Annotated in this window: 20 protein-coding genes; 10 read left to right on the top strand and 10 right to left on the bottom strand. The window is 67.8% G+C overall.

What is annotated here, in order from left to right; all coding sequences use genetic code 11:
- Window positions 1–30: 30 nt before the first annotated feature.
- Entirely contained in the window at window positions 31–225 is a 195-nt protein-coding gene (rpmI, locus tag A5767_RS16410; protein WP_006553978.1) for a 50S ribosomal protein L35, read from the bottom strand.
- 71 nt (window positions 226–296) lie between these two features.
- Window positions 297–1,019, bottom strand: coding sequence for a translation initiation factor IF-3 (infC, locus tag A5767_RS16405; RefSeq protein WP_033097706.1), 723 nt, complete (start codon window positions 1,017–1,019; stop codon window positions 297–299).
- Between the two features lie 317 nt (window positions 1,020–1,336).
- Here infC and A5767_RS16400 point away from each other — a divergent pair, with 317 nt between their 5' ends.
- Window positions 1,337–1,702 (top strand): DUF1844 domain-containing protein, encoded by a 366-nt coding sequence (locus A5767_RS16400; RefSeq protein WP_016692782.1) that lies wholly within the window; start codon window positions 1,337–1,339, stop codon window positions 1,700–1,702.
- Between the two features lie 96 nt (window positions 1,703–1,798).
- On the opposite strand, the gene uvrA is transcribed toward A5767_RS16400, so the two are convergent.
- Window positions 1,799–4,792 carry an excinuclease ABC subunit UvrA gene (uvrA, locus tag A5767_RS16395; RefSeq protein WP_006553981.1) on the bottom strand — a complete coding sequence of 998 codons (2,994 nt, stop codon included), beginning with the start codon at window positions 4,790–4,792 and terminating at the stop codon, window positions 1,799–1,801.
- Between the two features lie 133 nt (window positions 4,793–4,925).
- Between uvrA and A5767_RS16390 the strand changes: the two genes are divergently transcribed.
- Entirely contained in the window at window positions 4,926–5,615 is a 690-nt protein-coding gene (locus tag A5767_RS16390; protein WP_064852718.1) for an MBL fold metallo-hydrolase, read from the top strand.
- 87 nt (window positions 5,616–5,702) lie between these two features.
- Here the strand turns inward: A5767_RS16390 and A5767_RS16385 are convergent, their stop codons facing one another.
- Window positions 5,703–5,954, bottom strand: coding sequence for a hypothetical protein (locus A5767_RS16385; protein ID WP_024101154.1), 252 nt, complete (start codon window positions 5,952–5,954; stop codon window positions 5,703–5,705).
- Between the two features lie 193 nt (window positions 5,955–6,147).
- Between A5767_RS16385 and A5767_RS16380 the strand changes: the two genes are divergently transcribed.
- From A5767_RS16380 to A5767_RS22730, 4 genes are all read left to right on the top strand, one after another.
- On the top strand, window positions 6,148–7,842 hold the full coding sequence (locus A5767_RS16380) for an alkaline phosphatase D family protein (RefSeq protein ID WP_064852717.1): 1,695 nt from the start codon (window positions 6,148–6,150) through the stop codon (window positions 7,840–7,842).
- A gap of 162 nt (window positions 7,843–8,004) precedes the next feature.
- Entirely contained in the window at window positions 8,005–9,036 is a 1,032-nt protein-coding gene (locus tag A5767_RS16375; RefSeq protein WP_197483261.1) for a DoxX family protein, read from the top strand.
- Window positions 9,037–9,213: 177 nt separating this feature from the next.
- Window positions 9,214–11,532 carry a HelD family protein gene (locus tag A5767_RS16370; RefSeq protein ID WP_064852715.1) on the top strand — a complete coding sequence of 773 codons (2,319 nt, stop codon included), beginning with the start codon at window positions 9,214–9,216 and terminating at the stop codon, window positions 11,530–11,532.
- 111 nt (window positions 11,533–11,643) lie between these two features.
- Window positions 11,644–12,063, top strand: a complete 420-nt coding sequence (locus A5767_RS22730) for a DUF732 domain-containing protein (protein WP_082937724.1) — start codon at window positions 11,644–11,646, stop codon at window positions 12,061–12,063.
- Window positions 12,064–12,067: 4 nt separating this feature from the next.
- On the opposite strand, the gene A5767_RS16360 is transcribed toward A5767_RS22730, so the two are convergent.
- From A5767_RS16360 to uvrB, 3 genes are all read right to left on the bottom strand, one after another.
- The gene (locus A5767_RS16360; RefSeq protein ID WP_006553987.1) at window positions 12,068–12,520 is read right to left on the bottom strand and encodes a universal stress protein; all 453 of its coding nucleotides are present in this window, start codon (window positions 12,518–12,520) and stop codon (window positions 12,068–12,070) included.
- Window positions 12,521–12,676: 156 nt separating this feature from the next.
- Window positions 12,677–13,549 (bottom strand): SCO6745 family protein, encoded by an 873-nt coding sequence (locus A5767_RS16355; RefSeq protein WP_064852714.1) that lies wholly within the window; start codon window positions 13,547–13,549, stop codon window positions 12,677–12,679.
- Between the two features lie 45 nt (window positions 13,550–13,594).
- Entirely contained in the window at window positions 13,595–15,754 is a 2,160-nt protein-coding gene (gene uvrB / locus A5767_RS16350; RefSeq protein ID WP_019289647.1) for an excinuclease ABC subunit UvrB, read from the bottom strand.
- Between the two features lie 69 nt (window positions 15,755–15,823).
- Between uvrB and A5767_RS16345 the strand changes: the two genes are divergently transcribed.
- The 3 genes from A5767_RS16345 to A5767_RS23795 all read left to right on the top strand — a co-directional run bounded on the left by A5767_RS16345 (window position 15,824) and on the right by A5767_RS23795 (window position 18,723).
- A complete protein-coding gene (locus A5767_RS16345) occupies window positions 15,824–16,342 on the top strand; it encodes a DUF402 domain-containing protein (RefSeq protein WP_064852724.1) in 519 nt (172 codons plus the stop codon).
- 462 nt (window positions 16,343–16,804) lie between these two features.
- Complete coding sequence (locus tag A5767_RS16340; RefSeq protein WP_064852723.1) at window positions 16,805–18,595, top strand: sodium:solute symporter family protein; 1,791 nt, start codon at window positions 16,805–16,807, stop codon at window positions 18,593–18,595.
- A complete protein-coding gene (locus A5767_RS23795; protein ID WP_006553992.1) occupies window positions 18,592–18,723 on the top strand; it encodes a putative transporter small subunit in 132 nt (43 codons plus the stop codon). The genes A5767_RS16340 and A5767_RS23795 overlap by 4 nt, the downstream gene beginning before the upstream one ends.
- A 3-nt stretch (window positions 18,724–18,726) precedes the next feature.
- Here A5767_RS23795 and A5767_RS16335 read toward each other — a convergent pair whose 3' ends face one another.
- Window positions 18,727–19,137, bottom strand: a complete 411-nt coding sequence (locus A5767_RS16335) for a LuxR C-terminal-related transcriptional regulator (protein ID WP_006553993.1) — start codon at window positions 19,135–19,137, stop codon at window positions 18,727–18,729.
- A 340-nt stretch (window positions 19,138–19,477) separates the two neighbouring features.
- Here A5767_RS16335 and A5767_RS16330 point away from each other — a divergent pair, with 340 nt between their 5' ends.
- Window positions 19,478–20,095, top strand: coding sequence for an RNA polymerase sigma factor (locus A5767_RS16330; protein ID WP_064852713.1), 618 nt, complete (start codon window positions 19,478–19,480; stop codon window positions 20,093–20,095).
- Between the two features lie 318 nt (window positions 20,096–20,413).
- On the opposite strand, the gene A5767_RS16320 is transcribed toward A5767_RS16330, so the two are convergent.
- A complete protein-coding gene (locus tag A5767_RS16320; RefSeq protein ID WP_064852722.1) occupies window positions 20,414–21,067 on the bottom strand; it encodes a hypothetical protein in 654 nt (217 codons plus the stop codon).
- A gap of 239 nt (window positions 21,068–21,306) precedes the next feature.
- Window positions 21,307–21,816, bottom strand: a complete 510-nt coding sequence (locus A5767_RS16315) for a CE1759 family FMN reductase (RefSeq protein WP_442978768.1) — start codon at window positions 21,814–21,816, stop codon at window positions 21,307–21,309.
- Between the last annotated feature and the right edge of the window lie 95 nt (window positions 21,817–21,911).

Raw genomic sequence — 21,911 nt, 5'->3', positions numbered from 1 at the left:
GGTGTCCCCGGATGGATCGGTCGGAGAGGCTCAGAGCCCGAGCATGCGCTTGACGCGCGGAGCGTCGGCATCGGCGACGACGGCCTTGCCGTCGAGGCGACGCGTCACCCGCGAGGACTTGTGCTCGAGCAGGTGGCGGCGACCCGCCTTCTGGCGCAGGACCTTTCCGCTACCGGACACCTTGAATCGCTTCGCGGTGCCGCTGTGGGTCTTCGACTTGGGCATGGAGTCCTCAGTTCTTGTCGTGTGCGTACATCGGTGCTCACGGACAGCACCGGATGTGCTGCCTGAGCGGGCTAGTTGCTCGGGGCGTCGCCCGTCCCGGGAGCCGGCGCGGACGGCGCGGACTCCGTGGTCGGGGCAGCGGAGGCTGCCGGGCGCGGTGCGGCCTGCGCCGGTGCGGCCTGCGCGGCTTCCTGAGCCTTCGCGCGGGTCTTCGCACCCTTGTGCGGGGCCAGCACCATGGTCATGTTCCGGCCGTCCTGCTTCGGACTGGTCTCGATGAAGCCGAGGTCGGCGACATCGGCGCCGAGGCGCTGCAGCAACCGGTATCCGAGTTCGGGGCGCGACTGCTCGCGGCCGCGGAACATGATCGTGACCTTGACCTTCGAACCGGCCTCGAGGAAGCGCACGACGTTGCGCTTCTTGGTCTCGTAATCATGGTCGTCGATCTTCGGACGGAGCTTCTGCTCCTTGATCACGGTCTGCTGCTGGTTCTTGCGCGATTCGCGCGCCTTCTGCGCGGCTTCGTACTTGAACTTGCCGTAGTCCATGATTTTGCAGACCGGCGGCCGGGCGTCGGGCGCCACCTCGACAAGGTCGAGGTCGGCTTCGATTGCCAGGCGGAGGGCATCTTCAACACGCACGATTCCGACCTGTTCACCGCCGGGTCCGACGAGCCGGACTTCGGGAACTCGGATGCGTTCGTTGATGCGGGTCTCAGCGCTGATGGGGCCTCCTAGGTAGAGCGGTGTGGTCGGTTTGACCGCACCGCAGCACGTGGCCCTACTCCTCGACAAGAAGACCCCGCTGTGGTGCCGAGGCTCCACGCGGGGTCCGATACCGACCGGTCGACGGCACCCAGCTCACGCTGCGTGATCCGCACCGCCCGATGCAGGGCGGACATCCGGGCTTCTACGCCCGGAGGACCGGACCTCTCAGCTGCATCGATGTGCCGCCAGAGGTGGGAGTCGGACTCCACTTTGCTGCCCACGGAGGATCACCGCGGGCGGTCGTGGGATCAAGTCTAACAAAAAGCCACGTCGACGACGAATCGGCGCGTCGGCGCCGCACCCGCACGGTCGGCGCCGAGCGGCGCGACCCTATGCTCGACGCTATGACGGATGCTCCCGAGACCCCCGATCAGGACGCTGCGGCGGAGGATGTGCGCGAACTCGCCGACATCCCGGCCGTCGAGGTGATCAGCCGCGCAGCCGTGATGCTCATGAGTTCGGCTGCCGAGAAGCTCGGTCTCGCCGACGAGGATCCCGACAGCAGCGCGCGACGTGACCTCGACGAGGCCCGCCGCGTGATTACCGCACTCGCCGGCCTGATCACCTCGTCGGTGGAATATCTCGGTCCGCACGCCGGCCCGCTGCGCGAAGGACTGCAGGCACTGCAGCGCGCCTTCCGCGAGGCGTCGGCGGTGCCCGACGAGCCCGGCAAGGGCCCGGGCGAGAAGTACACCGGCCCGGTCTACTGAGCCGAACCGGAGTCCCGCCCACTTCACGCTCCCCGGCTGCTTCACGAGCCACGAGATCGAGCCGCCCGCCTCTTCCGAGGCGGGCGGCTCGATTCGTCAGCTCGCGGCCGCCACCTTCTTCTTGGCGGTCTTCGCCTTCGTGGCCGACTTCGTAGCGGCAGTCTTGGTCGCGGTCGCCTTGGTCGCCTTCGTCGCGCGCTTGCGTACCGGCGCGGAAGCAGGTGCAGTGATCCGCCCGTCGAGGATCTCCGCAAGGAAGCGTCCGGTGTAGCTCTCCTCCACCGTGACCACCTCTTCCGGAGTGCCCTCCGCGACCACCGTGCCGCCACCGGAACCGCCCTCGGGACCCATGTCGATGATCCAGTCGGCGGTCTTGATGACATCGAGGTTGTGCTCGATGACGATCACGGTGTTGCCCTTGTCGACCAGACCGTTGATGACCCCGAGCAGCTTGCGGATGTCCTCGAAGTGGAGGCCCGTGGTGGGCTCGTCGAGGATGTACGCGGTGCGCCCGTTGGAACGCTTCTGCAGTTCGGCGGCGAGCTTGACGCGCTGCGCCTCACCGCCGGACAGGGTCGTCGCCGGCTGGCCCAGGCGCACGTAACCGAGACCGACCTCCGCCAGCGTGTTGAGGTAGCGGTGGATGGAGGTGACCGGCCGGAAGAACTCCGCCGCCTCCTCGATCGACATGTCGAGCACCTCGGCGATGGTCTTGCCCTTGTAATGCACCTCGAGCGTTTCGCGGTTGTAGCGGGCGCCGTGGCACACCTCGCACGGCACGTACACGTCGGGCAGGAAGTTCATCTCGATCTTCAACGTGCCGTCGCCCGAGCACGCCTCGCACCGCCCGCCCTTGACGTTGAACGAGAACCGACCCGGCTGGTAGCCGCGCACCTTCGCCTCGGTGGTGGAGGCGAACAGGCTGCGGATCTTGTCGAATACACCCGTGTAGGTCGCGGGGTTCGAGCGCGGGGTGCGGCCGATCGGCGACTGGTCGACCTGCACGAGCTTGTCGAGCTGGTCGAGTCCGTTGATGCGGGTGTGCCGTCCGGGAACCTGCCGCGCGCCGTTGAGCTTGTTGGCCATCACCGTCGCGAGAATGTCGTTGACGAGTGTCGACTTCCCGGAGCCGGAGACACCGGTGACGCAGGTGAGGACGCCGAGTGGGAACGCCACGTCGATCTCGCGCAGATTGTTCTCGCGGGCGCCGACGACGGTGACCTGCCGGCCCTTGTCGATCGGCCGCCGGAGCGCGGGGATCTCGATCTCCTCGCGTCCGGACAGATAGGCGCCGGTGAGCGATTCCGGGTTGTCGAGCAGCTCCTTGTAAGTGCCGCTGTGGACGACCGTCCCGCCGTGCTCGCCCGCGCGCGGTCCGATGTCGACGACCCAGTCGGAGGCACGGACGGTGTCCTCGTCGTGCTCGACGACGATGAGCGTGTTGCCCAGATCGCGCAGTCGCGTGAGGGTGTCGATGAGACGACGGTTGTCGCGCTGATGCAGACCGATCGACGGCTCGTCGAGCACGTACAGAACGCCGACGAGACCGGATCCGATCTGCGTGGCGAGACGGATGCGCTGTGCCTCACCACCGGAGAGGGTGCCCGCGGCGCGCGAGAGGGTGAGGTAGTCGAGTCCGACGTCGAGCAGGAAGCCGAGCCGGGCCTGGATCTCCTTGAGGACCTGCCCAGCGATGGCGGCCTCGCGGGCGCCGAGGACGAGACCGTCGAGGAAGCGTGCGCACTCGGCGATCGACAGGTCGCTCACCTCGGCAATGGACATCGCACCGAAGTCGCCCGCGCTGACCGTCACGGCCAGAATCTCGGGACGAAGGCGGGCACCGGCGCAGGCCGGGCACGGGATCTCCCGCATGTAGCCCTCGTAACGTTCCTTCGCCTGCTCGGACTCGGACTGCTCGAGACGGCGGTGCAGGAACGGCATGACGCCCTCGAACTCGGCGTAGTACGAACGGACGCGGCCGTAGCGGTTCTTGTAGCGCACGTGCACCTGCTCGGTGCTGCCCTCCAGCACGGCCTTGCGCACCTTGACGGGCAGTTTCCGCCACGGGGTGTCGATGTCGAATTCGAGGGCGTCGGCCAGGCCGGACAGCAGTCGGCCGAAGTATTCGGCGCTCTGGCCCATCGACCAGGGCGCGATCGCGCCGTCGGCCAGGCTCAGATCCGGGTCGGGCACGACGAGATCGGGATCGACCTCCTTGCGCACACCGAGACCCGCACACTCGGGGCACGCACCGTAGGGCGAGTTGAAGGAGAACGACCGCGGCTCGAGTTCGTCGATCGACAGCGGGTGCGCGTTCGGGCACGCCAGGTTCTCGGAGAACCGACGCTCGCGATCGGGGGCATCCTCCTCACGATCGACGAAGTCGAGCACGACGACACCCTCGGCGAGCCGCAGCGCGGTCTCGATGGAGTCGGTGAGTCGCTGCTGCGCGCTGGGCTTGACGGCGAGGCGGTCGACGACGACCTCGATGTCGTGCTTCTCCTGTTTCTTCAGCTTCGGCGGATCGGACAGCGGGTGGACGACCCCGTCGACACGCACGCGGGAGTAGCCCTGGACGGTCAGCTGCTCGAAGAGGTCGACGAACTCGCCCTTCCGGGTGCGCACGACGGGCGCGAGGACCTGGAAACGGGCCCCGGCCTCCATCTCCAGCACCTGGTCGACGATCTGCTGCGGCGTCTGCCGGGAGATCTGCTCGCCACAGACCGGGCAGTGCGGAGTGCCGGCCCGGGCGTACAGCAGACGCAGGTAGTCGTAGACCTCGGTGATGGTGCCCACGGTGGACCGCGGGTTGCGGTTGGTGGATTTCTGGTCGATCGACACCGCAGGCGACAGGCCCTCGATGAAGTCGACGTCCGGCTTGTCCATCTGACCGAGGAACTGGCGGGCGTAGGCCGACAACGACTCGACGTAGCGCCGCTGCCCCTCGGCGAAGATGGTGTCGAACGCGAGGCTCGACTTGCCCGAACCCGACAGCCCGGTGAACACGATCAGACTGTCGCGCGGCAGGTCCAGGTCGACACCACGCAGGTTGTGTTCCCGGGCTCCACGCACGATCAGGCGGTCTGCCACGCCACATCCTTCCTGTAGACAAGGCCGGAATTCGGCCCTCAGCCATGGTAGGCGCGGGTACCGACACGTTTCCGTGACGCACAACCGCGCGCCTCAGGCTCACGCGCGCGCACCCGAAGGTAGGTTTGGCTGCATGACGCAGCAGCTCGTGATCATCGAAGACACCTACACCGGCGACGTCACTCCCGGCGGACCCGCGCAACGCCGAAGGATTCCCGGAGCGAGCATCGTCAAACTTGCCGTCGGCGAGATGAACAACAACACCTATCTCGTCACCGACGACGCCACCGGCAAATCCGTCTTCATCGACGCCGCAAACGAACCCGACCGTCTCGTGCGATTCCTCCGCGACAACGCGCCGGAGCTCGAGCTCATCGTCACCACCCATCAGCACTGGGATCACTGGCAGGGCCTCGAGCGGGTCGCCGCGGAGACCGGTGTGCCTACCGCCGCACACGAACTCGACGCCGATCCCCTGCCGGTGACGCCCGACCGGATCCTGGCCGAGGGCGACACCGTGCAGATCGGTGAGCTGAATCTCGAGGTGATCCACCTCTCAGGACACACTCCGGGGTCGGTTGCGTTGGTCCTCACGGAACGGGGCACGGGTCGTACGCACATCTTCACCGGCGATTCACTGTTCCCCGGCGGCGTCGGCAAGACCCCGAACGACGACGCCTTCCGATCGCTCCTCGGCGACGTCGAGTCCAAGATCTTCGACCGCTTCGACGACGAGACGATCTTCTACCCCGGACACGGCAAGGACTCGACCCTCGGAGCCGAACGTCCGCATCTCGGCGAGTGGCGCAAGCGGGGCTGGTGACGGTCCGCCTCGGGCCGGACGGCACTCGGTACGAGGCCTGGCCTGCGACGGCCGGATCTGTGACACCCGAGCGTGCTCGCACGACGTCTAGTCGGGGGCACCGTCCCTGTCGGCCGACCCTTCGCCCTTGCCCGCTCCGGCGGGCTCGTCCCTGGAGCGCTCGCCCGCCATATCTGCGAAGGCCGTTCCCGAGACCATCCCGTTCGTGCCCGGCACGACCGTGGTCGGCCGCGCTCCCGGTTCGTACATGCGGTCGATCTCCTCGGCCTTCTCCCTCGCCTGCCGTTTCTCTTCGTCGTCGAGCCGATCCCAGCGGGTCGGATTCTCCGCGTCGGTCATGTCCGGGCCCCCTTCCAGCACGCGGCAACGACCCGAGCGGGCCGCTTGTGCTGCGTCCGTTCCAGCGTGCGCCCCGTCGCAGAGGCGCGGAGGCCGAACGAGGATCGGAGTTCGCCGGAATCCTCCTGTGCTCCACTGCCGCGAGTACGCTCGAAAACCGGACGAGCTCGCACGAGCACGGAGGCCTGACACTGTGGCGGATCTCGTACTGGGGCCGGTGCTCAGGCACATCGGCGATACGGACGCCACGATCTGGGTGGAGACGTCCGAGCCGTGCACGGTGCATGTGCTCGGCAGTTCCGAACACACGTGGACCGTCGCGGGGCACCATTACGCGCTGGTCACCGTCCGAGACCTCGAACCCGGATCGGTGACGCCCTACGAGGTGGATCTCGACGGCCGGGTCGTGTGGCCGCCCGTCGGTGTTGCATCGCCGCTGATCAGGACCGCGGAAGACGACCCCGAGGATTTAGTGCTCGCCTTCGGGTCGTGCCGGGTGGCCTCGGAGAGCGCGGAACCGACAGCCGTCCTCGGAAAGGACGCTCTCGTCGCCTACGCGCAGCGCATGCGTTCCCTACCGGTCGACGAATGGCCCGACGCGCTGTTGCTGCTGGGAGATCAGGTCTACGCCGACGAGCTGTCGGAGGAGATGAAGCGACGGGTCGGTGAGCGTCACGATCTGTCGGAACCGCCCGGAGCCCAGGTACGCGACTTCGAGGAGTACACCTGGCTGTACAGCCGGTCGTGGTCCGAGGACAACGTCCGATGGCTGTTGTCGAACGTGCCGACCTCGATGATCTTCGACGATCACGACGTGCACGACGACTGGAACACCTCCTATTCGTGGCGCAGGGAGATGGAGGCCTCCGCGTGGTGGGAGGAACGCATCGTCGGGGCGTTGGCGTCGTACTGGATCTATCAGCATCTCGGTAACCTCGCTCCCTCGGAGCTGGACGAGGACCCGCTCTACGACCGGGTGCGGAACTGTGCCGGGGACGCCGAACCGATCTTGCGTGCGTTCGCGTCCGGCGCCGACGAGGAAGCCGACGGCAGTCCGGGAGTGCGATGGTCGTATCGCCGCGATTTCGGACCGGTGCGTCTGCTGGTGATCGATTCGCGGTGCGGGCGGGTGCTCGCGCCCGACCGGCGCGACATGGTGTCCGATCCAGAATTCGACTGGATCGAGGAGCAGACCGACGGCGACTACGACCACCTCCTGATCGGCACGTCGCTGCCGTGGCTCCTCCCCCGCACGATGCACGACCTCGAGGCGTGGGACGAGAAGCTCGCGTCCGGTGTGCGCGGTGACCGATGGGCGCGGTGGGCCGAGAAGCTCCGGCGCGCCGCCGATCTCGAACACTGGGCGGCCTTCCGCGATTCGTTCGAGCGACTCGCCCGTTTGTTGCTGGATGTCGCTGCCGGGCGTCGCGCCGAAACGTCCGGCTGCGCGCCCGCGACAATCTGTGTCCTTTCGGGCGACGTGCACCATGCCTACGCCGCCCGCGTCCGATTCGCGACGCCGACCGCCGGCACGGTGTACCAACTGACTTGTTCGCCCCTGCACAACCACGTCCCCGCAGCTGTCCGGGTCGCCTTCCGTGCCGCATGGGGACGCAAGGCGGAGCGCGTCGTGCGGTTGCTGCTCGGTCCGGTGACGGCCGTTCCCGAGACGTCGTTCTCGTGGTTGAAGATGGCAGGTCCGAGCTTCGGGAACCAGATCGCCACCCTGCGGACGCGAGGACGCGTCGCGCACCTGACCATCGAGCGCAGCGTCGACACCGCCTCGGGTCCGCACCTGTTCGAGACCGTCACGGATCTGCCGCTCACTACTGAGGAGCGGCCGCCCGAGATTCCGACGTCCCGCGCGGCGAGTCGGCCGTCGAGGTGATGTCGGGGGCGCTCGTTGACGACGAAATTCGGGTTTTTTCGAGTTTCCGTATGGCCCGAAATATCGTTTCGTACCCTTCGGCCCTGCTTCGTGCATATTCCCGTGACGCTTGGGGTACCTGTGTCAGGGTTTGGAAACACAGCCGACCACGGGAGGAACCACATGCTCGTCCGGAGAATTGCGCGGCCCATGCTCGCGTCCATCTTCATCGCCGGGGGTATCGACGCCCTGCGGAAGCCCGAGCCGAAAGCAGGTGCCGCGCAGCCCGGGCTCGATCAGGCTGTGAACGCCTTGCCGGCGTCGATCACCGACCGGCTTCCCAGCAATCCCGAGACTCTCGTCCAGATCAACGCCGCAGTGCAGATCGGCGCCGGGACCCTGTTCGCACTCGGGAAAGCACCTCGTCTGTCCGCTCTCGCGCTGATCGGCAGCCTCGTGCCGACGACCGTCGCGGGCCATGACTTCTGGAACGTCGAGGACCCCGAGGCCCGCGCCCAGCAGCGCACCCAGCTCATCAAGAACGTGAGCCTGATCGGCGGTCTGCTCATCGCCGCCGTGGACACCGAGGGCAAGCCGTCGCTGGGCTGGCGGAGCCGTCGCGCCGCGCGTGCCGCGCAGAAGTCGGTGGCCGCTGCACTGCCGGGCCATTCCTCGGACGGTCACACGGCCGAAACGCTGCACACCGTCGCCGAGCGGGTCAAGACGCTGACGGAGGAAGCCGGCGAGCAGGGTGGACACATCCTCGAGATCGCCAAGGAACGTGCACCCGAACTCGCAGAGGCCGCACGCGAGCGGAGCAGCGGACTGCTCGAGGTCGCCCGCGACCGCGGCCCGGTGCTGACCGAACGGGCGCGCGATCGCAGCGCCGAGATCCTCGGTGTCGCGCGTGAGCGCGCCCCCGAACTCGCCGAGGGCGCCCGTGAACGCGGCACCGAACTGCTCGGGCTGGCGCGCGAGCGCACCCCTGAGCTCGCCGACGTCGCCCGCAAGCGTGGCTCGAAGCTGTGGGACACCACGGTCGATCGCAGCTCGGAATGGGCCAAGCTCGCCGAGGAGCAGTCCGCGATCCTGAACGCTCGGGCTCACGTCGCCGCGGAGAAGGCCCGTCTGCGTGCCGAGGCCGCGCGCAAGCAGGGCACGAAGGCGGAGAAGAAGCTCGCGAAGAACCTGAAGGCGTTCGAGAAGAAGAAGTAGTAGTCCGGTTACGGCACAAGGGTGCGGGCGTGCGTGGAAATCGCACGCCCGCACTGCTGTGATCAGGCTTTCTGCCCGTTTTCCTCCTGCGGCGACTAGACTTCTCGGGCACTTTCGTCGACGCGTCACCCCTGCGGCGGCGAGCGATCTCGTCCTGTCTATCCCCGAGGAGTCCCTGTGCCGGTTGATGGCGCGTCCCATCCGGAGCTCGACCGCGAGCAGGCCTACGTGGCGATGCTCTACACGCATCTCGACGGTCTGCGCGCCTACGCGAAGACCCGGCTGGCCCGCGTGCTGCGCGAGACCGGAGGCACCCCACAGGCGCGCAGCGAACGCGAGGCGTACACCCACATGTACACCGAGGACATCGCGAAGTACGACGCCGCCGAGCACGGGTTGTGCTTCGGCCGCATCGATGTGCGGGACGACGGGACGGACACCTCCGGCCCCGTGACGGAGGACGGCGCGGAGACCCGCTACATCGGCCGCCTCGGCATCCTCGACGAGGACAACGACTACGAGTCGCTGCTGCTCGACTGGCGCGCACCCCAGGCCCGCCCGTTCTACCTCGCGACCCCCGCCGCTCCGGACGGTGTCGTGCTGCGCCGCCACCTCCGCAGCCGCGGCCGCACCGTTACCGCACTGCACGACGAGTACCTCGACCTCGACGCGGCGCTCGAGCACGCCGACACCCCACCGGCCGGTGGCGTGGCCGGAGAATCGGCGCTGCTCGCCGCTCTGAACGCCGCGCGTACCGGGCAGATGCACGACATCGTGGCGACGATCCAGGCCGAGCAGGACGCGGTCATCCGGTCCGAGCATCGCAGTGTGCTCGTCGTCCAGGGTGGTCCGGGCACCGGCAAGACCGCGGTCGCGCTGCACCGCGCGGCCTACCTGCTCTACACCTACCGCAAGCAACTGGCCAAGAGCGGCGTGCTGATCGTGGGCCCGAACAGCCGCTTCCTCGACTACATCGGTCAGGTGCTGCCCTCGCTCGGTGAGACCGGCGTGCTGCTGTCGACGGTGGGGGATCTGTATCCGGGGGTCACGCCGACGATCGAGGACGATCCGATGGCCGGCGAACTGAAGGGCTCCCTGGACATGGTGAAGGTGCTCGAGAAGGCGGTCCGCGACCGGCAGGAGGTGCCCCGATCCCCCGTGCAGCTGAGTTTCGACACCTACGCGCTCACCCTCGACCGCACGATCGTGACCCGTGCGCGGGGTCGCGCCCGGTCGTCCCGTCGGCCGCACAACCTGGCCCGGCCGATCTTCGTGAACGGTGTGATCGATGCCCTCGCCGACCAGTTGGCCGGGATCATCGGATCGAACCCGCTCGGTGGCGCGAACCTGTTGAGCCGGGAGGACATCCACGACATCCGGTCCGAGATGCGTTCGGATCCCGACATCGTCGGTGCGATCGACGCGCTGTGGCCGGAACTGTCCCCGCAGCAGGTGCTCTCGGATCTGCTGGCCTCCCGCGACCGGATCGCGTCGGCGGCTCCGGCCCTGACCGACGAGCAGATCGATGCGCTGCACCGTCCCGATGCATCGGGACACTTCAGCGCCGCCGACGCTCCACTGCTCGACGAGCTCGCCGAACTGCTCGGGGTGGACGACGCCGCCGAACGCGAACGCGCGAAGCGGCGCTGGCGTAAGCAGATCGCCGACGCGCAGGGCGCACTCGACATCCTCACCGGTTCGGCACCGCAGGATCTCGAGGACGACCTCGATCCTGAACTGCTCATGGCGTACGACCTGATCGACGCCACCCAGCTCGCCGAACGGCAGAACCACCGTCGTCACGAGACCACGGCGGAGCGGGCGGCCGGCGATCGCACCTGGACGTACGGTCATGTGATCGTCGACGAGGCGCAGGAGTTGTCGGCGATGGCGTGGCGAACGATCATGCGCCGCATCCCGAATCGCTGGATGACCCTGGTGGGCGACACCGCGCAGACCGGGGATCCGGCGGGAACCGAGTCGTGGCAGCAGATTCTCGAACCGTATGTCGCGAACCGGTGGAAGAAGACCGAACTGACGGTCAACTACCGCACGCCGGCGGAGATCATGCGGATCGCGCACGCGGTGCTCGCGGAGATCGATCCCGACCAGGTGCCGCCGCGGTCGGTGCGCGAGTCCGGTTTCGAGCCGTGGTCGCAGCACGTCGAGGCGGACGCGGTGCTCGCCACCGTGCAGGCAGCTCTCGAGGCGGAGACCGGCCCGGGTACGACTGCCGTGCTCGCCCCGGCGCGACTCGTGGGTGCGTGGGAGCATCTCGCGTCCGAGTCGGTCACGGTCGCGACCGTCAAGGAGGTCAAGGGACTCGAGTTCGACGCGGTGCTGCTCGTCGAACCTGCGGAGATTCTCACCGATTCCTCACGCGGGATGAACGACCTGTACGTGGCATTGACCCGCGCCACCCAGCGTCTCGGGGTGGTGCACTCGGAGGCGTTGCCGGAGGTGCTGGCCGGTATCGCCGGACCGACACGCTGCTGAACCGACACGGTTCGGCCGACACCGCCGAGCGGACCCCGGGACCGGCCACCGGACGGTACCGTCCTTCGGGGCAAGGAGATGGGACGGATCATCCGCGGAGGGAACGAACACGTGGCCTATCGGGCAGCGCACCACCGGATACGTCGAGCGGGGTGCGCTGCGATCGCGGCGCTGAGCGGGTTCTTCGTCTCCGCCGCGTGCGGATCGGTCACGGCGACCCAGGACGAGGCGCAGGCCGCGACGTCCACGACGTCGGTATCCCCTACCTCGTCGACGCCGCCCGACGCGCGTTTCCTGCGGGTGAAGGAGGCACTGGAGGCGTCCGGCCTGGTCGCCGACGTCACGGACGACACGGTGCTTGCGGTGGTGCGAGGGGTGTGCGACCAGTTGCGCGCGGGCGTGCCGGAGCACGACGTCCTCGTCACGCTCCGGCCGATCGCCGCCTACGCCGCGGGCGCCTCGGGTTCGCGCATGTCGGCGGACGACGCCGCCGCGCGCTATCTCGAAACCGCCCGCGAGGAGTACTGCTGATCCGTCAGCGGACCGTGTGCACTACCAGCACGTCGCACAGGGCCTTGCGGGCGACGTCCGAGGGGACGGAGCCGAGCAGGCGCCCGGTCAGCGTGTTGAGGCCGCGGTTGCCGATGACGATGAGATCGGCTTCGACCTCCTCGACGAGCGTGAGGAGCGATTCGACAGGTGCACCGACGATGGGCCGCTCGGTGATCTTGCGGGCGCCGGCGACGGTTGCCTTCTCCCGTGCGGTGCGCAGGATCTCGTAGGTCGGTGCCGAGCCGGTGACCTGGTACGCCTCGTCGCGCAGCGCGTCGGCGGCCTGTGCGGTGTCCTTGGGGTCGGCCGGGTAGTAGGCGCAGGCGATCACCAGTTGGGCGCCCGCGTCGCCGGCCAGAGCAGCTGCCTTCTCCACGGCCCGATACGACGATTCGGAACCATCGGTTCCGACGACTATGGTCCGGTAGGCGCTCATTCATCCTCCATCGAGTGTGTGGTCCATCGACGCGGGCCGCCGATGCCGTCGTCGACGGAGGACACGCACGCTCCCCCGCCATACGCTGCGTCGACAGTAGCGGGATGGGCGGCCCGGGTGGGACGTTTGGGTCTCATCCCACAATCAGGTTTGATGTTACCGCGCGTCACCGTAACGCGGGCCGAACAGGCCGGCAGGGAATACCTCGGCGTCGACGAAGGCGTCGCGCCACGGCAACGCGAGGTCGAGCAAACGTTCCACCCCCTCCTCACCGAGCGCAGTCCACGGCGCGACCGCCAGGTCGTCGGTGAGATCCTCGACGAGTTCGCGGACCTCGAAGCCCTCACCGGTGAGCTCGCCGCGCTTGTCGAGCAGGCCGCGCCCGCGCAATCCCTTCTCGGCGTCCGCCCACTCGTCCCGCGACCAGCCCCGCAGCTTCCGGGCCGGATCGGTCGCGAACCCGATACCGGTCGCCGTGTGGGTGACGAGCGCATCGAGCCCCGAAAGCCCTGCCGTCTGCAGGGCCGCGATATGACCGTCGCCGCGATACTCGCGCAGCAGGGTCAGGGCGTGCCACAGGCGCAGGTGCGCCTCCTCGGGCCAGGGCAGGTCGGCGTAGGCGGCGTAGAGCGGGCGACCGTCCGGGCCGGGAATCGCCCGCGCCGCGGTGGCCGCGAGGTCCGCCGCCTCGTTCATCTCCGCGGAGCCGAGTACGTCCTGCCCGAGGACCCGTCGATGGAGTGCGTCCAGAGCCCGCAACCGCGCCGCGATGATCGTGGCCGGCTCGGCCGTCTCCCACACTGCCGGGACGGCCGATGCCACCAGGCGGGGCGAGAAGCTGCAGAACGTCGCTGTCACGACCCCGGGGCCGACGGCACCCAGGGGTGCCGCGCGTCCACCGAAGTACTGCGCAGCCGGTCCGTCGACACCGAGCGCGGCGAGTTCGCCCGCGATGTCCGGCGCGAAGTAGACGACCACATGCAGCAGCTCGAGTGCGCGGGCAGCACGCCCGGCGGAAGAGGGATCCATGGGAGTGGACCCTACCGAGTCGCCGGCGCCGATCGGGCCGGGCGACTACTTCAGGCCCGCGGCGTCCATCCCGCGCAGTTCCTTCTTCAGATCGGAGATCTCGTCGCGAAGCCGTGCGGCCAGCTCGAACTGCAGGTCGCGGGCGGCCTGCATCATCTGGTCGGTGAGCTGCTGCACGAGATCGGCGAGTTCGGCGCGCGGCATCGTCGAGGTGTCGCGGCCTTCCACGACACCGGAGCTGACGGCCCGTCCGGACTCGCCCTGGGCTCGGCGACCACGCGAAGCGTTGCGGCCGGAGCCGCCCACCTCGACGGCCTCGGTGTCCTCGGCCTCCTGATAGACCTGGTCGAGGATGTCGGCGATCTTCTTGCGCAGCGGTTTCGGATCGAGACCGTGTTCGGTGTTGTAGGCGATCTGCTTCTCGCGCCGCCGTTCGGTCTCCTCGATGGCCCGCGCCATCGAGTCGGTGATCTTGTCGGCGTACATGTGCACTTCGCCCGAGACGTTGCGGGCCGCGCGGCCGATGGTCTGGATCAGCGAGGTCGTCGACCGTAGGAAGCCTTCCTTGTCGGCGTCGAGGATCGCCACCAACGACACCTCGGGGAGGTCGAGACCCTCGCGGAGCAGGTTGATGCCGACGAGCACGTCGTATTCGCCCAGGCGCAGTTGTCGCAGCAGTTCGACGCGGCGCAGGGTGTCGATGTCGGAGTGCAGATAGCGCACCCGGATACCGAGTTCGAGCAGGTAGTCGGTGAGGTCCTCGGCCATCTTCTTGGTGAGGGTGGTGACGAGGACGCGTTCGTCGCGCTCGGCACGTTCGCGGATCTCGTGCACGAGATCGTCGATCTGCCCCTTGGTGGGCTTGACGACGACCTGCGGGTCGACGAGGCCGGTGGGCCGGATGACCTGCTCGACGAACTCGCCGCCGGTCTGTCCGAGCTCGTACGGGCCGGGGGTGGCCGACAGGTAGACCGTCTGCCCGATGCGGGCGGCGAACTCCTCCCAGGTCAGTGGCCGGTTGTCGACCGCCGACGGGAGACGGAAACCGAAGTCGACGAGGTTGCGCTTGCGCGACATGTCGCCCTCGTACATCGCGCCGATCTGCGGCACGGTGACGTGCGACTCGTCGATGACCAGGAGGAAGTCCTCCGGGAAGTAGTCGATGAGCGTCGCCGGCGCGGACCCGGCGGGGCGTCCGTCGATGTGGCGGGAGTAGTTCTCGATGCCGGAGCAGAAGCCGACCTGCCGGATCATCTCGATGTCGTACTGGGTGCGCATGCGCAGACGCTGCGCCTCGAGCAGCTTGCCGCGGTTCTCCAGATCGGCCAGGCGCTCCTCGAGCTCGGCCTCGATACTCGCGACGGCGCGTTCCATGCGCTCGGGACCGGCGACGTAGTGGGTGGCCGGGAAGATGCGCAGGGAGTCGACCTTGCGCACGACGTCGCCGGTGAGCGGGTGCAGGTAGTACAGCGCGTCGATCTCGTCGCCGAAGAACTCGATCCGCACGGCGAGTTCCTCGTAGGCGGGGATGATGTCGACGGTGTCGCCCTTGACGCGGAACGATCCGCGGGTGAACGCCATGTCGTTGCGGGCGTACTGGACGTCGACGAGCAGGCGCAGCAGCGCGTCGCGCGGCACCTCCACACCGACCTCGAGCTGGATGGACCGGTCGAGATAGGACTGCGGGGTACCGAGACCGTAGATGCACGAGACGGACGCGACCACCACGACGTCGCGGCGGGACAGCAGCGACGAGGTGGCGGAGTGCCGCAGCCGCTCGACGTCGTCGTTGATCGACGAGTCCTTCTCGATGTAGGTGTCGGTCTGCGCGATGTACGCCTCGGGCTGGTAGTAATCGTAGTACGAGACGAAGTACTCGACTGCGTTGTTGGGCAACATGTCTCGCAGCTCGTTGGCGAGCTGCGCGGCCAGGGTCTTGTTGGGCGCCATCACGAGGGTGGGTCGCTGGACGCGTTCGATGAGCCACGCGGTGGTGGCGGACTTGCCGGTACCGGTGGCACCGAGCAGGACGACGTCCTTCTCCCCCGCCCTCAGCCGGCGCTCGAGCTCGTCGATGGCGGCCGGCTGATCGCCGGCCGGTTCGTACTCGCTGACGACCTCGAAACGGGCCTCGGTGCGCTCGATCTCACCCACCGGCCGGAACTCGGAGTGTGCGACGACGGGATGCTCACTTGCGAACGCCATGGAATCCAGAGTAAGCGCTCCCACCGACACGCATCGCGGTCCTGCGTGCGGCGCGGTTCGCACGCTAGCGTGCATCCCGTGTCCGCGACCCCGCATCCCGTGAAGACCGAGATCTTCGACGTCGCCACGAAGACCAACATCGACCCCAAGGGCTTCGCGCGGGCGGTCGACGAGTACCGCGTCGAGGAGTGGGGGCTGTACATGGCGCGATCGTCCGACCACCCGCAGTTCCACTATCTCGAATCGTGGTTGCTGCCGGACCTGCGTCTGCGGGCCTCGATCTTCCATTTCACGCCGGGCAACGAACGCGACCAGGACCGCTACGTCGACGTCGGTGAGTTTCGGCGCGAGGGCGACGTCTGGTACTCCCGCGACCACTATCTCGACCTGATCGTCCGCACGGGCCGCGACACGACGGTCGAGGACATCGACGAACTGGTGGTCGCGGTCACCGCCGGGATGATCGACGCGGCCGTGGCCGAGACGGCGATCGACACGGCACTGCGGGCGGTGGACGGCATCGCCGCGCACGGCCACGACCTCGACGCGTGGCTGCGGGAGCGGGGCGCGCCCGTCTCCTGGCGCTGACGCGCACCACCGCTGCGCAGGTGCCGTCACCTGCGCAGACAGCGGGGGCGCAGGAGCGAAAAAGTTACTGCCGCAAAGGACATGGTAATCTGCCCCGGCCGGCGAAGCAGTGCACCGAGAAGGCGACCATCGGGGCCGGCCCGGATCGCCCCTCCGCGTGCACATCACCCGACCGAGGACACCCCTCGCGCCGGCGGCGCGCGCCCGTGCAGCCCACGAGCGCCGACGAGAACGCCGCCGATCACTTCGTCGGCACACGCCCGGATCCGGGCGTGCCCTGCTGGAGCGGTATGCCGCGCCCGCCGGCCCGTGGCCGATCGGGCGCCCGACGCATGCCCACCGTCCGGCGGTGGATCGGACCGACGCCGCAGCGGAACCGACAGACAGGACGCGTGCAGCGCGCCCTGCGTTCCACTGCGCTCCGACGACCGCGGACGTGACGCGAACACGAAGGAGGTCGCAGTGAACGGCACCGAGCTCGTTCGGTTCAGCGCCGCGACGATCGTTGCCCTGCTCGTAATCTTCTACGGCGGAACGCTTCTCGTCTCCGCCCGAATCGGGAAGAAGGACGAGAACGCCGACGGCTACATGACCGCCGGCAACAAGGTCGGTTTCGGGGTGTCGGCGGCCAGCATGACCGCCACCTGGATCTGGGCGTCCTCGCTGTACGCCTCGGCGACCTCCGGATACACCTACGGCATCTCCGGCCCGATCCACTACGGGCTGTGGGGCGCGTTGATGATCCTGTTCATCTACCCCTTCGGGAAGCGCATCCGCGCGGTCGCCCCGAAAGCACACACCCTCGCCGAGGTCATGTTCGCCCGGCACGGGCGGTCGAGCCAGCTCATGCTGGCCGGTTCGAATCTCGTCGGCAGCCTCATCAGCCTGATGTCCAACTTCATCGCCGGCGGTGTGCTCATCTCGCTGATCTCGCCGTTCGGCTTCGTCCAGGGTGTCGTCTTCATCGCCGCCGGTGTGCTGCTCTACACCCTGTGGTCCGGCTTCCGAGCGTCCGTGCTCACCGACTTCATGCAGGTCGTGGCGATGCTCGGTGCGGTCGTTGTCATCATCCCGGCGGTCTTCTTCATCACCGGCTTCCCCGCCGCGTTCGACGGTGGTTCCGGGAACCTCACCGACCAGCAGAGCGACTTCTTCTCCAGCGATGCCTTCCTGAACCAGGGCGCGCCGTACATCGCCGCCGTGCTCGCGTACGCCATCGGCAACCAGACGATCGCGCAGCGCCTGTTCGCGGTGCGGGAGGATCTCATCAAGCCCACCTTCGTCACCGCGACGATCGGCTACGGCGCCACCGTCATCGGCGTCGGCATGTTCGGTGTGCTCGCGCTGTACCTGGGCATCGACCCGATGGACGGCGATGTCAACAACATCGTGCCGCAGATGGTGGCGTCCTTCCTGCCCACGGCTCTGGTCGTCGTGTTCTTCGTCATGATCATCGGTGCGCTGTCGTCCACGGCCGATTCCGACCTGTCGGCGTTGTCGTCGATCGTCATGGCCGACATCTACGGCCAGAACATCGCCGGCGGCACCCGCAATGCCGATCCCAAGCGGATGCTCTTCATCGGGCGCGCCACGATGGTCGTCGCGACCGCAGCCGCCGTGGCGTTCGCGAGCATGAGATTGAGCATCCTCGACCTGCTCGTGTTCGTCGGCGCGCTCTGGGGTGCGCTGGTCTTCCCCGTCATCGCGAGCTTCTACTGGCACAAGGTCACCAACAAGGCGTTCACGACGTCGGTGCTCGTCGCCCTGGCAGCGTTCCTGCCGGTGCGTTTCGGGTGGTTCCCGATGGACGGGGTGCTCGCCTGGACGGTGGACATCGCATCGGTCGTCGGTGTCGGCGTGATCGCGGGTCTGATGGCATTCGGCTTCTTCGGACTCCGGGCCGCACGCGTCATCGGTGTCGTCGCCGCGGGGGTCGTGGCGCCCTTCGCGCTCGGCTCGGTCCACGACTACGCCGTGCTCAGCGCCTCGCTCGTCGCCTACGCGGTCAGCACGGTCGTGTGCTGGGCGATGTCCGTGAACTCCGACGAGAACTTCGACTTCGAGGTCATCGCGCAGCGTGTCGGTGACTTCGACGTGGCTGCGGACGACGTGACACCCGAAACCGACCCTGACTCCCCGAACGCCCCTGCCTCGGCGAACGTCCCTGCCTCGGCGAACGTCCCTGCCTCGGCGAAAACCCCTGGGTCCGAGACGGACGCCGCGGCGACCACTCCGGAGAAGGAGAACCGATGAGCACGCTCGCACTGACCGTCTACGTCCTGATCTGGCCCGTACTCGTCGCCGGTGTGCTGGCGGCGCTCTGCCGCGGGTTCTTCAAGGAGTGGCTGCAGGCCCGACGGGACGGCGAGGATCTGATCTGACCGTCACCGCAGGATTCCCTCCCGCACGGCTCGGAGGACCGCATTCGTGCGGTCCCGGGCGCCGAGCTCGAGCAGGATCGACGACACGTGGTTCTTCACGGTGCCCTCGGCCAGGAACAGCACGTCGGCGATCATGCGGTTGCCGAAGCCCTCGGCCATCAACCGCAGCACCTCGAGTTCACGTTCGGTCAACTCCTGCACGACCGGGGTGTCGTCAGGCTGTGGAGCGGAGCGGATCGCGCGCAGCAACCGGTCGGTGATCGAGGGGGCGACGAGCGTGCCACCCTCCTCGAGGGTCCGTACCGCACGGGCGAGTTGCTCGAGCGTGACGTCCTCGAGGAGATTTCCCCGGGCTCCGGCACGTAGGGCCGCGAGCACGAGTTCGTCGTCGTCGAAGGTCGTGAGCACGAGCACCGGGACTTCGAGGCTGCGCTCGCGGAGACGGTCGATGGTCCACGAGCGGTACGTGGCCGAACTCTCGGGCTGCGGCCGGTGGGGAACGAGGCTCCCGAGAACGACTCGCTTCGTACGATGTCACAGCGCTTGGCCACCCAGTACGTGAAATTCGTCCGCTCCGAGGAGATAGGCTTGGGCGAGAACTGATCTCGCGGTATTGTCGACGGGTGGTCGACGCTGCCCCCGACGGCGTCGACCACTTCGGGCCGCGAAACGTTCGTAACTCCGCCGCCCGTCGAGCCGAGTCTCGAATGCGCATGTGGGGCAATGTGACTGCTCGGGATGGCGAGGGGGCTCGATGGACGAAGCCGAGTTGATCGAGCGGTGCCGGGCAGGCGATCGGGCAGCGTTCGCCGAGCTCGTCGCACCGTCACGGGAACGCGTGTGGGCGGTCTGCGTCCGGATCACAGGAAACCGGCACGACGCCGAGGATGCACTGCAGGATGCGCTGATCGCGGCGTGGCAGAATCTCGGCAGATTCCGTGGCACAGCAACATCCGGAACGTGGTTGTATCGCATCGCGAGCAATGCGGCGCTCGCTGTCGTGCGGACGCGACGTGGTGAGGTCCTCGACGAACGGCTCGGGGACGAATACGTCTCCGGGGAAACGCCTCTCGCCGAGAGCGTGGTCGACGGTGATGTGGTCCGGCGAGCTTTTCTCCTTCTCCCCGAACAGTTTCGGGTTGTCATCGTGTTGCGTGAGTATGCGCAGCTCGGTTACGCCGAGATCGCCACGCACCAGGGCGTGGGTGTGCAGACGGTGAAGAGCCGGATCAGGCGTGCCCGTATGCAACTCGCCGATCTACTGAGTCCGGCACTGCTCGGCGCCGAAGAGGTTGCCCTCCGACCGACGGTCGGGTCCGCCGACACGGAGGGCACCGAACCGCCGAGGACAACCCGGAAGGATGAGCAATGACGCAGAGCGAACCGATTTCGTTGCCCCCGTCAAGGGAATCGCTGGGACTCGATCCGATGGACCGGATTCCCGAACTACCCGAGGACGCCTGGCGTCGGGTGCTCCATATCGCCACCGATCCCCTCACCCTCGCATCGGAACCGAACTGGTTCCCGTCGAGGGAATCGATGAGAACGATATCGAGCACCCCGCCATCGACGACCTGCCGATCGAACAACGCGATGATCACGGCAACGACGAGCTGCCGAGGCCGGAATTCGTCGTCGACGCAACCGATCCCGACTCGAGGTAGCCGGCCCTGCAGAGATCCGGCCCGCATCATCGCAGTCCCATCCCGGTCGATTCGAGATCGGCGACCACCTCGTGCAGTGGTCGCCCGACCGGACCGACCGCCAGTAGACCTCGGATCGTCGCCGTGAGGACCATCGTCGAGAATCCTTCGTGGTCGAATTCCGGAAGGTCGCGATGGGCCTCACCCAAGCGTTCGTCGGTGCTCAGCCGTTCGGCGACGTCGTCGCGTTGCTGTCGGAGCCCCGAGATACGCTCGAGCTGCGCTTCCTCGGCGACCGCGAAGTTGATCGCGGTGCTCGCCACCGCACTCGCCAGTGCGACCGCGACGTCGGGTGTGTACCCGCGGCGCACGAGAGCCTCGACCTCGCTCACCATCAGCCGCTGCCCCGCTTCCCCACGCGGGAAGAGGGTCTGCATGTAGGTTCCCAGGCCCGCATGGGCAAGGACGAACGCGCGTAGCTGCAGACCGAACGACAGCAGGTGCCGTTCGATGTCGTGCTCCGAATCGTCATGCAGAACGAGATCGCCGAGCAGACTCTCCCCCACGACGAGTTCGAGTCCCCAGCGACCGTCCACGTGGCGGTACAGCGCCGTTGTGGAGACGCCGAGTTCCGCGGCGACAGCGTTGAGGCTCAACTGTCGCAGCCCGATCGCTCGACCGACACGGATGATGTCCTCCATGTCGATCTTGCGTACACGTCTGCGGACGCCGGCCACCCCGCTCGTTCCTCCGGTCACCTTAAGTTAGACCCCATAACTTAAGGAACTATAGGTGTGGCTTCAGGGAACGGCAAGTCGCCGATTCGTTCTCGGCGGGCTGCACCGGGCGAACGGCCCGGCGGCCGAGCTTCGCTCTCGCCGCGAACCTGCTCAGCGCGCATCCGCCGGCGGACGACCGAACCGGTCCGCGACGTCGGGGCTCACCCCAGGTGACGTCCGAGCAGTTCCCGGAAGGACGGCCCGTCCGTGCGGACCGCGTTTCCCGACACGCGCGGCCGTCCGGCGGGCACGGCGTCCGAGAACCCGCGGGGTGATCCCGTGCTGCGGGTGATCTGCTCGGCGAGTTCGTCCGCCGCCCTGCCGATCCGCCCCTTCAGTGCCGTGGCGGCCTCGCCTGTTCCGAAGTCGTCGGTGGTGGCGAAGACGCCGGTGGGCACGACGAGCGCACGCAGATAGCTCAGCAGCGGCCGCATCGCATGGTCGAGGACCAGTGAGTGTCGGGCGCTACCCGCGGTCGCGGCGAGCAACGTGGGCACACCGGTGAGCGTGTCCGGATCGAGCGCGTCGAAGAACATCTTGAACAGACCCGAGTAACCGGCGGCGAAGACCGGGCTCACCGCGATCAGGCCGTCGGCAGTCGCGAGTTGTTCACGGGCTCGTGCGACCGCTGCGGTAGGGACACCGGCGGTGAAGGTGGTGGCCAGATCCATCGCGAGGCTGCGTAATTCGGCTCTTCGCAGTTAGCAGTGGCATTGGCGCCGGCTGGGTGCGACCCGACGTGATCGACGAGTGCAGGCCCACCGTA

The sequence above is a fragment of the Rhodococcus sp. 852002-51564_SCH6189132-a genome (assembly GCF_001665495.1).
Classification (GTDB): domain Bacteria; phylum Actinomycetota; class Actinomycetes; order Mycobacteriales; family Mycobacteriaceae; genus Rhodococcus; species Rhodococcus pyridinivorans.
This window is presented reverse-complemented; position numbering and strand designations above follow the sequence as displayed.